Consider the following 13,174-nt stretch of genomic DNA (forward strand, 5'->3'; position numbering starts at 1 on the left):
AGAGAGGCCTTCCGAACGCCAGAACCGACCAGAAAGTTCAACGTGACGAACCCATTCGATGATAAATCCGCCATGTTCTCAGTGCTCGTCAACGAGTACCAGCAGCACTCCCTCTGGCCGACGTTCGCGACCGTACCGCAGGGGTGGGTCACCATGTTCGGGCCTGACAGCCGCGAAGCATGCCTGGACTACGTTTCCCGGAGCTGGACCGACATGGCTCCGCGAAAAGTCGCCGAGCTCGCCGCGTCGCATTGATCCGCGTCGAGAACGTCAGCAAGAGCTTCGGTAGCTTCAAGGCACTGGACGGCCTCACCCTGACGGCAGGCGAAGGGACTGTCCTGGGGCTGCTCGGACCCAACGGCTCCGGCAAGACAACCACGGTCAAAGTCCTCACCACCCTGCTGGCGCCGGACGCCGGGGACGCGCGTGTGGCAGGCCATTCGGTGCTGACCCATCCTGACCTGGTTCGCCGGAACCTGGGCCTGTCCGGCCAGTACGCGGCCGTTGATGAAAAGCTCACAGCTTACGAAAACCTGCACATGGTGGGGCGCCTCTACGGCATGAACCGCCGTAATGCCTCGGCCAGGGCCCACGAGCTGCTCGCCAGTTTCAGGCTCACCGACGTGGCCGGAAAGCGCTCCGGAACGTTCTCCGGCGGCATGCGGCGGCGCCTGGACCTCGCCGGTGCAATCGTGGCCAGGCCCAAGGTGGTGGTGCTTGATGAGCCCACCACCGGGCTGGACCCGCGCGGCAGGCTCGATACCTGGGACGTCGTGTCCAGCCTCGTGGCGGACGGCACCACCGTCCTGCTGACCACCCAGTACCTGGAGGAAGCGGACCGGCTTGCCGACCATATTGCCGTCATCAACCACGGCCGCGTCATCGCGGAGGGAACGGCGACGGAACTGAAGCAGGGCGCCGGCGCGGAACGCATCGACGTCGTCATGCGCCATGCCGCGGACCTGCCCGCGGCCGTCGCGGTAATGGCCCGCGCCGCCGGTCCGGAAGCCGGTCCGGACCTTGATCCGCAGAACCGCTCCGTTTCCGTGGCTGCTCCCAGCGGCCACCGCTTGCTGGTCCAGGTCCTTTCCGAACTCGATGCAGCATCGCTCGTGGTCGAGGAAGCGTCGTTGCGCCGCCCCAGCTTGGACGACGTGTTCCTGCAGCTGACCGGCCAGCACTCAACCCCGAACGCTTCACCCGGGAAGTTGGAGGTTTCCGCATGAGCGCAATCACCGCCGCGGCACGGGACAGTTCCGTCATTGCCCGCCGCAATCTCATCAACGTCTTGCGTACCCCCGGCGCGCTGGTCACAGGCATCGTGCAGCCCGTCATGTTCGTCCTCCTGCTGGGCTTTGTGTTCGGCGGCGCCCTGGGCGGGGACCAGTACCGCAGCTTCCTGATCGGCGGCATCCTGGCGCAGACGCTCACCTTCAATGCATCCTTCACGGCCGTCTACCTCGCCAAGGACCTGCAACTGGGACTGATCGACCGGTTCCGGTCCCTTCCAATGTCCCGGGTGGCGGTGATCCTGGGGCGCACCACCTCGGACCTATCCACCAGTGTCCTGTCGGTGGTGGTCACCCTGCTCTGCGGACTGGCGATCGGCTGGCGGATCACCACCGGCCCGGGGCCCGCCCTGGCGGCACTGGCCATCCTGCTGCTTTTCGCTTTCGCTGTGTCCTGGATCGGGGCAGTCATTGCCCTCACCGCGAGGAGCGTGGAGGTAGCCCAAAGCCTGGGCCTGGTGTGGCTCTTCCCCGTCACATTCGTCTCCGGCGCCTTCGTGTCCGTCACGTCTCTGCCCGGCCCGCTGCGGTTGATCGCAGAGTGGAATCCCGTGACGGCCGTAGCCACGGCCGCCCGTGAACTCTTCGGCAACACGGCACCGGCCGGATTCGGCGTGGCCACCGGGTGGCCGGCGGAGAACGCCGTGCTCTACTCGGTCCTCTGCAGCCTGGCCATCATCGGGGTCTTTGCGCCGCTGGCCATCGGGCAGTACCGCCGCATCAGCAAGCGGTGACTGATCCGGACACGGTGAACGCGCACGACGGCGGGACTGCCGACAGCGTCGCCTTCCTCGCCGTTGCATCGGCTGAGGCCGCCTCCGCCTGTGGCCCCATCGGGGGTCTCCAGGCGTTCCTTAGTCCAGGCGAAATAGCCGCGTCCCGGCGTTTCCGGCGGACGGAAGACCAGACGGATTACCAAGCGTCTCATGCGCTATTCCGCCTGCTGGCGGCCTGGTCGCTGGGTTTGAGCCCCCGGGAAGCCGCCGCTCTCCCTGTAGCCCGGCGCTGCGGCGGCTGCGGCGGGACGGACCACGGCAAGCCGTCAGTCCCGGGCGTTTGCCTCAGCCTCTCACGCAGCCATGGCGCCGTGATGGTGGCTGCCGGTCCTGAGGGGAGCATTCTGGGAGCCGACATCGAACGCTTGCCGGAACAGGTCTTCGACGGTTTCGATGACTTCACTGCTGCGCCGTCCGAACGGGCCCTGCTGCGCTCGGCGAGCGTGACGGACCGGATGCTGCTATGGGTGGCGAAGGAAGCCGTCCTCAAGGCCGCGGGTGTCGGCCTGGCCGTGGAGCCGTCATCCGTGGCGCTTGCATTCAACGGCGGGACCCACGGCTCCCGCCGAACCGGTTTGCGGACAGCAGTCTGCCCCGGGCGGCCTGAGATCCACGGCTTGGAGGTCCGGCCCGTGACCGCTCCGCCGGGCTATGTTGCTGCCGTGTCGTCGGGGGCACGCTTGCCGGCGCACCGTTTGAGTCTTCCGGAGATGTTTGCCACATCTTTACAAACATCAAACGTCTAACGTCTAATGTTTAAGCATGGCAACCACGACGACGGCACCTCCCGGAACTGACACCTCACCCGCCGCGACAGCCGGGGCAGCCCGGCCGCGCGCCGTCGTCGTCCTCGGAATCATTGCCGTGGTGCTGATCGGACTGAACCTTCGCGCCGGCATCACCGGGGCCTCCGCGCTCCTCCACGACCTCCAGGAAGTCCTGGGCTACGGGGCGTTCATTGCCGCCGTCATCCCCTCCGTTCCAACCCTGTGTTTCGCGGTCGCCGGCGCAGCCACGTCCTGGCTGACGCGCCGGATGGGCGTGGAGAAAGCGATCCTGCTCGCGCTGGGAATGCTGGCCGCCGGGCTCCTGCTGCGCGGCATCCCGTCCACGGGCATGCTGCTGGCCGGCACGGTGGTAGGGATGTCCGGGCTCGCCGTCTGCAACGTGGCCATGCCGTCGTTCATCCGTGAGCACTATGCGCACCGCACCTCCCTCATGACGGCGCTGTACACGGTCACCATGACCACGGGCGCCACGGTCACCGCCGTGCTGGTGGTTCCGGTGGCGCAACTCCTGGGCTCCGCCCCCGCGGGCCTGGGCGCCATCGGCCTGCTGTCCGTGGCCGCCTTCCTGGGTTTCCTGCCGGTAGCACTCCACGCACACCGGAACGCCACACCTGGCCGGGGCACCAATATTTCACCGTGGCCGCTCCTGCGGACCCGGAAGGGCGCACTGCTCACCGCAATTTTCACGCTCCAGGCGCTCCTCGCCTACGCCGTGCTCAGCTGGTTCCCGTACATGCTCACCACCACCGGGCTGACGGCGACGGACAGCGGGCTGATGTTCGGACTGATGCAGCTGGTCTCCGTTCCGGCCGGCATGGTGCTGATCGCCATCGGGTCCCGGCCGCGGATGCTGCGCCCGGCTTTCTACCTCGCCAGCGTCACCATGCTCTTTGGCGTCGCCGCCCTGATGCTGCTGCCTGCCGCGCTGGCCGCCGTCCCGGCAGTGCTACTGGGGTTCGGCCTCGGCATCTTCCCGCTGGTCATGGTGATGATCAGCCGCAGCGGGCGCACGACGGCGGAAACCACTGCCATGTCCACGCTGGCACAGTCGGTGGGCTACCTGCTCGCCACGGCAGGCCCGTTCGGCATGGGCCTGCTGCACAGCGCCACCGGCGGCTGGACGGTACCCTTGGTGTTGCTGCTCGCCATCGCCCTGGCCCAGATCGTGGTGGGGCACCTACTGACGGCAAGGACCCGGCCATGACCCTCACAGCTTCGCACCGGCCCGTACTAGCCGACGAAATCACGGACAAGCTTCGCGAAATGATCCACTCGGGTGAATGGCAGCTGCAGCAGAAGATCCCCGCCGAGCCGGAGCTGATGGCCCGGCTGGGCGTCTCCCGCGGCACCCTGCGGGAGGCCATCAAGGCACTGGCCCACAGCGGAATGCTGGAAGTCCGCCGCGGCGACGGCACCTACGTCCGGGCAACCAGCGAGATCTCCGGCGCGGCACAGCGAATGTACAAGGACCACACCCAGGAACACATCCTCGAGGTCCGCATCGGCCTGGACACACAGGCGGCGCGGCTGGCAGCCCGCAACGCCAAACCGGAACACATTGCCGCCATGAAAGCCCTGCTTACCGAGCGCCGCGACGCCTGGAACTCCGAGGACTACGCCGCCTGGGCCCGTGCCGACTGGAATTTCCACGTGCTGGTGGCTCAGGCATCCGGGAATCCGCTGCTGCACGAGCTGTACGTCAGTTTCGGCGGCGTGTTCCATGCGGACCTGCTTCGCCAACAGCGCCGCAGCGGCTTCAACGGGCTCCCGGACGAAGGACACGGCGAGCTGGTGGACGCCATCGAGGCGCACGATGAAGCCGCTGCCGTGGACAGCGTCAACCGGAACCTGAACTCCTGCGCGGAGTGGCTCGGGGTGTAGCCGGGGCTGCAGCCGTTCAGCGGGAGGCCCGGTAAATCAGTAGGCTTAGCTGTTTGGGGAGTTCCCGTCCCGGCCTCAGCCGGATTGGGCGTCCCGTTCTTGCACGCTGACGAATTGGAGTACCCCTTGGCCAGATCAGTCGACATCCCTGCGGACGGCAAACGCCCGGACCCCTGGGCAGACGGCCTGGGCAGGGTGGGCGTTCGCTCGGCCCAGATCCTGCTGATCCTCACCGTTGTGGTGGTCTCCGTCTTTGCACTGCTGCAGATCCGGCTGCTGGTCATTCCCGTGCTGATCGCCCTGATCCTTGCAGCCGCCATCGCACCGTTCGTCAACCTCCTGAAGCGCCGGGGCCTGCCCGGCGCAGCGGCAACGGCGGTGGCTTTCGTGGCCCTCCTCGCCGTGCTGAGCGGCGTCACCACGGTTATTGTTGCCTCCATCCGCAGCCAGTGGGGCGAACTGGTGAGCCAGGCATCGTCTGGCCTGGACGAGCTGCAGTCCTTCCTGCTCAACGGCCCCATTCCCGTGGACGGCGAGCAGATCGAGCAGGCCCGCGCAGCCATCGTGGACTTCGCCGCCAGCAGCCAGGTCCGCTCCGGAGCCATCACCGGACTTTCCGTCATCACCGAGTTCCTTGCCGGGGCCAGCCTGATGGTGGTGATCCTGTTCTTCTTCCTCAAGGACGGGACCGGCATCTGGAATTTCTTCCTGCGGCCCTACACCGGCGCCCGCGAGGCCAAGCTGCGCCGCTCGGGCGCACGCACCATTCAGGTCCTGGGCGATTACGTGCGCGGGACGGCCATCGTTGCCCTGGTGGACACCCTGGCAATCGGCACTGCGCTGCTGATCCTGAATGTTCCGCTGGCCATCCCGCTGGCCATCATCGTCTTCATCGGCGCCTTCGTCCCGATCGTCGGCGCCACGGTAGCGGGCATCCTCGCCGCGCTGGTGGCGCTGGTGGCCAACGGACCCGTCGTTGCGCTGGTTGTGGTGATCGTGGTCATCGCCGTCAACCAGCTTGAGGGCAATCTGCTTCAACCCGTGGTGATGGGCAAGTCCCTGCAACTGCATGCTTTGGTAATCCTGTTGGCCTTGACTGCGGGAACCATCCTCGCCGGCATCATCGGCGCCGTGCTCTCCGTGCCCCTGGCCGCCGTGGTCTGGGCGATCATCCAGGTCTGGACAACTGACGAAAAGGACCAAGCCCCCGCGGGCTCCGCAACCACTGAACGCGGCAGTGACGAAGGGGAGCCCGCGGACCCGGACCTTGCTGTCGCGGACGGCAGCAGGTCCTGACCCGGGCACCGGCAGACCCGGGCACCAGCCGGTCCGGCCCGGCAGATGCCCGGGGCCGGCCCGGCAACTGCCCGGGGTCGGCCTGGTAAGCCCTAGCTGGAACGGTGCAGCAGGCCCTGCAGGACGTTCTTCGGCCGCTGCATTTCGCCATGCTGTGCACCCAGGACGATAACCCAGCCGGCAAATACCGGGATGGCCCACTGCAGGATTTTCAGCTGCTTCTGGGCCGCCTGCAGTTCATCCGAAGCGCCGGGCTTCGGCTCAGTTGCACCTTCCGCACCTTCACCGGCGAGCTTCTCCACCTTGGAGCCCAAAATTCCCGCGTACAAGGTGACCGCGGCGCCAGCCAGGGTGACCGCCGTCTTGTAGACGTTGAGAGTGGCCACGCCTTCCTGCGCCGCCGTCCGGCCCTTGTTCTCCCAAGTGATGGCCAGTCCTGAGAGAAGATGCGCCGCGAAGGCACCCGCCTGCACGGGGGCCCATCTCTTCCAGCCCAGGCTGGAGAGCCTGGTGCGCTCAGCCGGATCCTTGGCCGCAGCTGCCGCTCCATTAAGTCCGATCGCGCCCATGAGTGAGCCACCGAACCACGCCCCGGCGGTCAGGTCGTGAATTGATCGGGCAACGAGATTTCCTGCCATGATGATGTTCCTAACGTGAGTGCGGATACCGAAGTTATAGTAAGCACACTTATCAATATCTTGGTAGGGTGAATGATGCGTAGAATCAGCGACATGAACGGATCCGGGACGCTTTTCGGTTGGGCTTTTGGCGAACTCTCACGGTCCGGGGATGAGGCGTATCTGGACGAACTGCGCCGCGACGCACTCGCCAACGCCACCCAGGATGCCATCACGCGCGGCTTCGGCGTCGAGGAGGGCACCGAAACCTACACGGTCATCAACCCGGGCGAAACCCTCGCGGATGTCCACACGGCACCGGAGCAACTCATTGTCCGGTGCACCGTGAAACTTACCGGCCCGGGCGCCGACAGGGTCCATGCCGAAGGCCCCATGAACGGCTAGTGATGGCGGACGAAGACACGGCCATCGGCGAAGCCGCCGACGCGGCCGAGGCGGTGTCGAACACCAAGGCCCTGGACGTCGTCGCGCGTTCCGGTTTTGCCGTCATGGCCGTGCTTCACATCGTGATCGGAGCCATCGCCATCGCCTTGGCATTGGGCAAGCCCGGGCAGGCCGAACCGACGGGAGCCATCGAGCAGCTTGCCGCGAATCCGTGGGGTCCCGCAGTGATGTGGGCCGGGCTGATCGGCTGCGCGGGCCTGGCGTTGTGGCAGCTCAGCGAAGCCACCCTCCGGGCCCGCCACCTCCCGGCCGGCCAACGGCTCGGAAAGCTGGTCTCATCCGGTTTCCTGGCTGTAGCGTACGGCAGCGTGGGGCTCACCTTTGCGGGTTTCGCGGTTGGAATGCGCGGCGACTCGGGCGATTCCACGAGGGACTTCAGCACGGCTGTGGTGCGCGGCCCCCTGGGGGTTCCGGCGCTCATCGCGCTGGGGCTGACCGTGATCGGCGTCGGAATCTATTTCATCGTCAAGGGCGTCCGGAAGCAGTTCAAGGAAGAGTTACGTCATTTCGAAGGAACCAGGCGCGGGCGCGTGATCAGCGGGCTGGGCGTCACCGGCCATGTGGCGAAGGGCGTCGCCCTCATCCTGGCGGGACTGCTGTTCGTGGTGGCAGCCGCCACCAACCGGCCCGGCGAATCAACCGGGCTGGATGGCAGCCTCAAGGCACTGCGGGACCACCCCGCGGGGCCTTACCTCCTGGCGGCCATTGCGGCCGGCCTTATTAGCTACGGACTGTTCGCCTTGGTCCGCGCCAGATTTGGCCGCATGTAGGCTGGCACAACCGAGCACGGAGCACAGAAAGCGAGCACACGATGGCTACTGTTTCCAAGAGTTTCCTGACACCTCCGGCCGACGTCTGGAACGTCATCGCCGACGGCTGGCTGTACTCGGGCTGGGTGGTGGGCGCGTCAAGGATCAGGGATGTGGACGCGTTGTGGCCTGCTGCCGACGCGGTGCTGCACCATTCGGTCGGGGCGTGGCCGCTGCTGATCAACGACAAAACGACAGTGACGGCGTCGGATCCGGGGAAGTCCCTCGAGCTGATCGCACGGGGCTGGCCCCTGGGCGAGGCCAAGGTGGTGATCACGCTGGAACCGGAGGAAACCGGGTGCAAGGTGACCATTGCCGAGGACGCCACCAAAGGCCCGGGCCGGAAGATTCCCAAGTTCATCCGGGACCCGCTGATCACGGTCAGGAACACGGAGACGTTGAACCGGCTGGAGCTCATGGCCGCCGGCGGGGCTGGCAACTAGGTTCAGGCAGCCAATCTAAGCGCGAACAGGCAGCTATTGACGCCAACCGTGCGGTTTGCGGTCAGTAGCTGCCTGTTCGCGCTAGAGAAGGTTCGCGCTAGACCTGTGCGGCCACTCCGTCGCGGGAGATGGACACCATGTCCTCGCGCGGCACAACCTTGACCCGTTCGCGCGCAACCTCCACGCCGTGTGATCCGGTCTCGGTGGCCTTTTCGCCGAGGGTGCGTTCGTGCGCGTCCAGTGCCAGCCAGCCTTCCCAGCTGGTGTACTTCACGCCGCGGTTTTCCAGCAGTTCGACGACGGCGTCCGGCTCCGGTGATGCGGCGAGCGGAAGGTTCGCACGGTCTTCCAGCAGGTAGGTCACGGTCTCCAGGGCGTCGCCTTTGGTGTGGCCGATCAGGCCGACCGGGCCGCGCTTGATCCAGCCGGTGGCGTAGATGCCCGGCACGTGGGTGCCGGCAGCGTCCAGGACGCGGCCGCCGTCGTTCGGTACAACACCCTTCTTGTGGTCGAACTCGACCTCCGGGAGGGCGGAACCGAAGTAGCCGATCGCGCGGTACACGGCCTGGACCGGGTAGTCCACGAACTCGCCGGTGCCGCGGGCGTTGCCCGTCCCGTCCAGCTCGGTGCGCTCGAACTTGATGCCGGCAACGCGGCCGGGGGTCTCGGCGTCGTCGTACACCTCAACCGGGCTGTGCAGGAAGTGCAGGTGCAGGCGGCGGGAGGCTGTGAGCTCGGAAAGGTCCTCCGGCTGCTCGGCGATCCAGTTGGTGAGCGTGCCGACCATGGTCTTAGTCTGGTTGTTGCTCTGGACCTGGCGGTCGGATTCCTCGTCGAACTCGAAGTCCTCCGGGTACAGGATGATGTCCACGTCCTTGGAGTGGGCCAGTTCGCGCAGTTCCAGCGGGGTGAACTTCACCTGGGCCGGGCCCCGGCGGCCGAACACGTGAACATCCGTGACGGGCGAGGACTTCAGGCCGGCGTAGACGTTGTCCGGGATCTCGGAGACCAGGAGGTCGTCGGCGTGCTTGGAGAGCATGCGGGCCACGTCCAGTGCCACGTTGCCGTTGCCGATCACGGCGATTTCCTTGGCATCCAGCGGCCATTCGCGGGACACGTCGGGGTGGCCGTCGTACCAGGACACGAAGTCGGCGCCGCCGAAGGAGCCTTCGAGTTCGATGCCCGGGATGTTCAGGTCCGCGTCCTTGATGGCGCCGGTGGCGAAGATGACGGCGTCGTAGTGGGTGCGGAGGTCCTCGATGGAGAGGTCCGTGCCGTAGTCCACGTTACCGAAGAAGCGGATGTCGCCCCGGTCCAGGACCTTGTGCAGCGCGTTGACGATGCCCTTGATGCGCGGGTGGTCGGGGGCCACGCCGTAGCGGATCAGGCCGTAGGGCGCCGGGTAGCGGTCAAAGAGGTCGATGCTCACGGTCAGCTCGCCGCTCTTGACGGCTTCGCTCTTGGTGAGGATGTCTGCGGCGTACACGCCGGCGGGGCCGGAACCCACGACGGCGACCCGGAGCGGGCGGGCGGCAGAACCTACGGTGGTGCTAGTTGACACGGCTGTGTTCCTTTTTTCTGTCACGAGTCTTCGGGCTACTTGGTCAGTACGCGGGGGCGGTTCGGGGTGGTGGTGCTGTAGTCGGCGGTCTTGAAGTGCGACGGCGCGAACGGGCTGACGCGGACAACGTCACCGATCACGATCACCGCGGGATTCGCGACTCCGGCGGCCTCGGCCTGGTCAGCGATGGAACCGACAGTGCCGATGGTCACGCGCTGATTGGGCAAATAGCCGTTCTCAACGATGCCAACTGGAGTGTCCTGAGGCAAACCGGCAGCGGCCAGGGCTGCGGTGGATTCGCGGAGCTGGCCCACTCCCATGAGCAGCACGATGGTGTGGTCTGCCCGCGCCGGGACCTCGGAGAGTTCCTCGTGGCCGGTGACCACGCTGAAGCCCTTGGCCAGGCCTCGGTGCGTAACGGGAATGCCGGCTGCTGCCGGAACGGATATCGCTGACGTCACGCCGGAGACTACTTCAACCTCGACGCCGTGCTGGCGGCAGAACTCGGCTTCTTCGCCGCCGCGTCCCAGCACGTAGGGGTCGCCACCCTTGAGCCGGACCACCCGGTGGCCTTTGAGTGCCTCTTCCACGAGGATCCGGTTGATCTCGGCCTGCGGCACGGGATGGTGGCCGGGGGTCTTGCCCACCTCGATGACGCGGACGTCCGGGGCGAGTTCGTTCAGCAGTTCGCGGGGGCCCAGTCGGTCCGCCACCACGACGTCGGCCTGGCCGAGGAGCCTGCGGCCGCGGACGGTGATGAGCCCGGTGTCGCCGGGACCGCCGCCCACCAGGGCAACGCTTCCCCGGTGCGCCCGCTGGCGGCGCAGCGGGAGGTCGCCGGTTTCCAGCGCGGTGGCCACGGCGTCACGCAGGGCCATGGCCCGGCGCGGGTCTCCCCCGGCGTTCACGGCGATCTGCACGTCATCCACGACGGCAACGGCGGGAGTCCAGGCGGCGGAGGCTTCGTGGTCGGAGGCATTGACGCACCAGACGCGCTGCGCTTCGGCCTCGGCCGAAACCCGGGCGTCCACGGCGGAATCGCCGGTGGCTGTCTGAACGAACCAGACGCCGTCGACGTCGGACGAACGGTAGGGGCGCTGCTCCCAGGTGAGGAGGCCGGCGTCGGCCATTTCCATGAGTCCCGCGGAGGCAGCGGGGGCAACCACGGTTACCCGGGCACCGGCGTCGAGCAGCCCTTTGGCGCGGCGCGTGGCCACCGGCCCGCCGCCCACAACCAGTGCGGGGCGGCCCAGCAGGCGCAGTGCCGTGGGGTAGATGTCCTGAATTGCCATGGATCAACGGTATGGCCGCGTCATATTCCGGAACAACGGCGCGGAAACACCAGTTCACGTGAGGTAACGCTGCGTCACATTGCTTGTGCGCTCATTCGGCGGCCGGCGGTCCCTGCGTCAAAGCCTGGTTCAGCAGGGCGTTGGCCGTCCACCGCATCGAGGCAACGGCAGCGTCCCTGCTCAGGCCGCCCACATCGGTCAGCCAGACCAGCGACTCGATGCCGGTGGCGCTGCGGATCGCAAGGACCAGCCGATGGATCTCCGCATCGGACAGCTCAGGCTGCAACGGGGCAAGTGCCTCGGTGATCCAGGCTATGGCGCGGCCCTGGCGCAGCGGCAGGCTTTGTTCCTGGCCGCCCGCGGGTTCCAGCGAGAGCCGCAGCATCGTGCGCTGCTGCGCCTCCGTTTCGATGATCATCCCGGTGAACTCACGCACCACGGCATCCAGGCGCTCGGCCACGTCCGCCGGCGGATTGTCAGGCAGCATTGACGTCCGCGCAGTCTCCGGATGGGCGGCCGCGAGCAATTCCCGCTGCCCCGGGAAGTAGCGGTAGGCAGTACTGCGGGCGACACCGGCCACAAGCGCGGCCTCATCCACGGTGGGTGTCGCACCGGACGCGACGAGTTGGCGCGCCGCGGCAACCAAAGCTTCACGGGTGCGGCGCTTCTGACCGGTGCGCCCGACGTCGGCATAGGCTCTTGACATGTCCTTCATGGTACTCCAGTCTTGTTATGGGACATGAGTCCCATAAGTCTTTCGACCAGTATCGAGGCGACTCACCATGGAGACGAAGAAAGTTGCATCCGCCCTAGTGCTCCAGCCCGGAGAGGGAGCCCGCCGCTGGTTCTTCGGCGGCGGCGTGCAGACCTGGAAAGCCACGGAGGAGGACACCGCGGGCGCGTTCCTGCTCTTCGAAGATGAGATGGCCCTGAATAAGGTCACTCCGCTGCACACCCATCCCGACTCGGACGAGACCATGTACGTCCTGGCCGGAGAGATCCTGATGAACATGGACGGCACGGAGCACCGGGTCGCCGCAGGCGGAGTGACCATCGCGCCCAGGGGTGTTCCGCACGCGTTCAAAGTCACCCAGGCGGGGACCCGGGTGCTCTGCCTGCACACACCGGGCGGCGCGCAGGCGTTCTACTTCGGCGCGAGCGAGCCCATTGGCCCCGATGATGATGCTGCTGCGCGGGTGGCGGACTTCGATCGGATCCGCGAATCCGGGCGTGTGAACGGCGGCATTGAGATCATCGGGCCGCCTCCGTTTCTGGGGGCGGCAGGGTTTCCCGAAGCAGTGACCTAGACCGCCGCGGTCCCCGGGTTCAAGGGTGGCGCCGGGGGAACCTGTCCGGCGAGGTACAGCCCCCGGACTGCGATCAGCCGTTCCAGGTACCGGCGCAGCACCAGCTTCTCCGCGATCCGCCCCAAGGGCCCGAACGGAGCCGTGAACTCCACCCTGTCCGTCATGATGCTGCCCGTGGCGGTGGCTTCGAACTCGTGGACGTGACGGAACGACTGGAACGGCCCGCGGACCTGCTCGTCCACGAACCGTGCGGGGTACTCCAGCGACGTGATGCGGCTGGTCATGCGGACCGGCAGCCCGAAGTGCCGGGCCCGCCAGGTCACTTCCTGCCCCTCCCGGATCAAGCCGGACGTTACGCCCGCCACGGCCCGCTCTCCTGCGTCGGCCTGGGAGTCCAGGTGCGCGTCGATGCTCCGCGCGAGGTCGAACAGTTGTTCCCTGTTCAGGGCGGATTCAGTGCGGCACACGAAGCTGACGGTCATGGCGCCAGTCTGCCAGACTCCCCTCGCGCAGTCGGTGGCGCGCGTCGCCGCCGTCGTGGGGCACTTTGACGCCGGTTCGGCCCGCAGGAGGCCCAAGTCGCGGCGTGTCCGTGTCGAAGTGCCCCATTTAGGCCGCCGGCGCACCTCACCGAAACAGAAACAGCAGAG

Annotated in this window: 16 protein-coding genes; 11 read left to right on the forward strand and 5 right to left on the reverse strand. The window is 67.0% G+C overall.

Translation table 11 applies throughout. The features are described 5' to 3' along the window. Positions 1 to 42 precede the first annotated feature (42 nt). The 7 genes from ARTH_RS15750 (at position 43) to ARTH_RS15780 (ending at position 6,030) form a co-directional block, all read left to right on the forward strand. Positions 43 to 255: an MbtH family protein gene (locus tag ARTH_RS15750; RefSeq protein WP_011692929.1), complete on the forward strand. Its 213-nt coding sequence runs from the start codon at positions 43 to 45 to the stop codon at positions 253 to 255. Continuing rightward, on the forward strand, positions 252 to 1,226 hold the full coding sequence (locus ARTH_RS15755) for a daunorubicin resistance protein DrrA family ABC transporter ATP-binding protein (protein WP_011692930.1): 975 nt from the start codon (positions 252 to 254) through the stop codon (positions 1,224 to 1,226). The genes ARTH_RS15750 and ARTH_RS15755 overlap by 4 nt, the downstream gene beginning before the upstream one ends. Further along, positions 1,223 to 2,023 (forward strand): ABC transporter permease, encoded by an 801-nt coding sequence (locus ARTH_RS15760; RefSeq protein WP_011692931.1) that lies wholly within the window; start codon positions 1,223 to 1,225, stop codon positions 2,021 to 2,023. The genes ARTH_RS15755 and ARTH_RS15760 overlap by 4 nt, the downstream gene beginning before the upstream one ends. Further along, complete coding sequence (locus ARTH_RS23170) at positions 2,020 to 2,811, forward strand: 4'-phosphopantetheinyl transferase family protein (RefSeq protein WP_052309707.1); 792 nt, start codon at positions 2,020 to 2,022, stop codon at positions 2,809 to 2,811. Before ARTH_RS15760 ends, ARTH_RS23170 begins: the two co-directional genes overlap by 4 nt. 16 nt (positions 2,812 to 2,827) lie before the next feature. Next, complete coding sequence (locus ARTH_RS15770) at positions 2,828 to 4,057, forward strand: MFS transporter (RefSeq protein WP_011692933.1); 1,230 nt, start codon at positions 2,828 to 2,830, stop codon at positions 4,055 to 4,057. Further along, positions 4,054 to 4,734: a FadR/GntR family transcriptional regulator gene (locus ARTH_RS15775; protein ID WP_011692934.1), complete on the forward strand. Its 681-nt coding sequence runs from the start codon at positions 4,054 to 4,056 to the stop codon at positions 4,732 to 4,734. The genes ARTH_RS15770 and ARTH_RS15775 overlap by 4 nt, the downstream gene beginning before the upstream one ends. A gap of 126 nt (positions 4,735 to 4,860) precedes the next feature. Continuing rightward, positions 4,861 to 6,030: an AI-2E family transporter gene (locus ARTH_RS15780; protein WP_011692935.1), complete on the forward strand. Its 1,170-nt coding sequence runs from the start codon at positions 4,861 to 4,863 to the stop codon at positions 6,028 to 6,030. A 92-nt stretch (positions 6,031 to 6,122) separates the two neighbouring features. Here the strand turns inward: ARTH_RS15780 and ARTH_RS15785 are convergent, their stop codons facing one another. After that, on the reverse strand, positions 6,123 to 6,668 hold the full coding sequence (locus ARTH_RS15785) for a hypothetical protein (protein ID WP_011692936.1): 546 nt from the start codon (positions 6,666 to 6,668) through the stop codon (positions 6,123 to 6,125). A 93-nt stretch (positions 6,669 to 6,761) separates the two neighbouring features. Between ARTH_RS15785 and ARTH_RS15790 the strand changes: the two genes are divergently transcribed. The 3 genes from ARTH_RS15790 to ARTH_RS15800 are packed head-to-tail and all read left to right on the forward strand — an operon-like array spanning position 6,762 to position 8,364. Further along, entirely contained in the window at positions 6,762 to 7,052 is a 291-nt protein-coding gene (locus tag ARTH_RS15790; protein ID WP_043429965.1) for a hypothetical protein, read from the forward strand. A gap of 2 nt (positions 7,053 to 7,054) precedes the next feature. After that, positions 7,055 to 7,882 carry a DUF1206 domain-containing protein gene (locus ARTH_RS15795; protein ID WP_011692938.1) on the forward strand — a complete coding sequence of 276 codons (828 nt, stop codon included), beginning with the start codon at positions 7,055 to 7,057 and terminating at the stop codon, positions 7,880 to 7,882. A gap of 41 nt (positions 7,883 to 7,923) precedes the next feature. Then, positions 7,924 to 8,364: an SRPBCC family protein gene (locus ARTH_RS15800; RefSeq protein ID WP_011692939.1), complete on the forward strand. Its 441-nt coding sequence runs from the start codon at positions 7,924 to 7,926 to the stop codon at positions 8,362 to 8,364. A 97-nt stretch (positions 8,365 to 8,461) separates the two neighbouring features. Here the strand turns inward: ARTH_RS15800 and ARTH_RS15805 are convergent, their stop codons facing one another. From ARTH_RS15805 to ARTH_RS15815, 3 genes are all read right to left on the reverse strand, one after another. Next, the gene (locus tag ARTH_RS15805; RefSeq protein ID WP_043429966.1) at positions 8,462 to 9,925 is read right to left on the reverse strand and encodes an FAD-dependent oxidoreductase; all 1,464 of its coding nucleotides are present in this window, start codon (positions 9,923 to 9,925) and stop codon (positions 8,462 to 8,464) included. Between the two features lie 35 nt (positions 9,926 to 9,960). Further along, positions 9,961 to 11,217 carry a uroporphyrinogen-III C-methyltransferase gene (gene cobA / locus ARTH_RS15810; RefSeq protein ID WP_011692941.1) on the reverse strand — a complete coding sequence of 419 codons (1,257 nt, stop codon included), beginning with the start codon at positions 11,215 to 11,217 and terminating at the stop codon, positions 9,961 to 9,963. 91 nt (positions 11,218 to 11,308) lie between these two features. Next, positions 11,309 to 11,923, reverse strand: coding sequence for a TetR/AcrR family transcriptional regulator (locus ARTH_RS15815; protein WP_043430923.1), 615 nt, complete (start codon positions 11,921 to 11,923; stop codon positions 11,309 to 11,311). Between the two features lie 76 nt (positions 11,924 to 11,999). Here ARTH_RS15815 and ARTH_RS15820 point away from each other — a divergent pair, with 76 nt between their 5' ends. After that, entirely contained in the window at positions 12,000 to 12,524 is a 525-nt protein-coding gene (locus ARTH_RS15820) for a cupin domain-containing protein (RefSeq protein ID WP_011692943.1), read from the forward strand. On the opposite strand, the gene ARTH_RS15825 is transcribed toward ARTH_RS15820, so the two are convergent. Next, positions 12,521 to 13,006 (reverse strand): SRPBCC family protein, encoded by a 486-nt coding sequence (locus ARTH_RS15825; RefSeq protein WP_043429967.1) that lies wholly within the window; start codon positions 13,004 to 13,006, stop codon positions 12,521 to 12,523. The two genes, ARTH_RS15820 and ARTH_RS15825, sit on opposite strands and share 4 nt — an antisense overlap. Positions 13,007 to 13,174 lie beyond the last annotated feature (168 nt).

It is taken from the genome of Arthrobacter sp. FB24 (assembly GCF_000196235.1).
GTDB lineage: Bacteria > Actinomycetota > Actinomycetes > Actinomycetales > Micrococcaceae > Arthrobacter.

What these genes read in the sequence shown, in the direction of transcription:
- ARTH_RS15790 (WP_043429965.1), top strand. Translation starts at nt 6,762, where the DNA reads ATGAACGGATCCGGGACGCTTTTCGGTTGGGCTTTTGGCGAACTCTCA.
- ARTH_RS15775 (WP_011692934.1), top strand. Translation starts at nt 4,054, where the DNA reads ATGACCCTCACAGCTTCGCACCGGCCCGTACTAGCCGACGAAATCACG.
- cobA (WP_011692941.1), bottom strand. Translation starts at nt 11,217, where the DNA reads ATGGCAATTCAGGACATCTACCCCACGGCACTGCGCCTGCTGGGCCGC.
- ARTH_RS15795 (WP_011692938.1), top strand. Translation starts at nt 7,055, where the DNA reads ATGGCGGACGAAGACACGGCCATCGGCGAAGCCGCCGACGCGGCCGAG.
- ARTH_RS15785 (WP_011692936.1), bottom strand. Translation starts at nt 6,668, where the DNA reads ATGGCAGGAAATCTCGTTGCCCGATCAATTCACGACCTGACCGCCGGG.
- ARTH_RS15800 (WP_011692939.1), top strand. Translation starts at nt 7,924, where the DNA reads ATGGCTACTGTTTCCAAGAGTTTCCTGACACCTCCGGCCGACGTCTGG.
- ARTH_RS15770 (WP_011692933.1), top strand. Translation starts at nt 2,828, where the DNA reads ATGGCAACCACGACGACGGCACCTCCCGGAACTGACACCTCACCCGCC.
- ARTH_RS15820 (WP_011692943.1), top strand. Translation starts at nt 12,000, where the DNA reads ATGGAGACGAAGAAAGTTGCATCCGCCCTAGTGCTCCAGCCCGGAGAG.
- ARTH_RS15815 (WP_043430923.1), bottom strand. Translation starts at nt 11,923, where the DNA reads ATGTCAAGAGCCTATGCCGACGTCGGGCGCACCGGTCAGAAGCGCCGC.
- ARTH_RS15825 (WP_043429967.1), bottom strand. Translation starts at nt 13,006, where the DNA reads ATGACCGTCAGCTTCGTGTGCCGCACTGAATCCGCCCTGAACAGGGAA.
- ARTH_RS15760 (WP_011692931.1), top strand. Translation starts at nt 1,223, where the DNA reads ATGAGCGCAATCACCGCCGCGGCACGGGACAGTTCCGTCATTGCCCGC.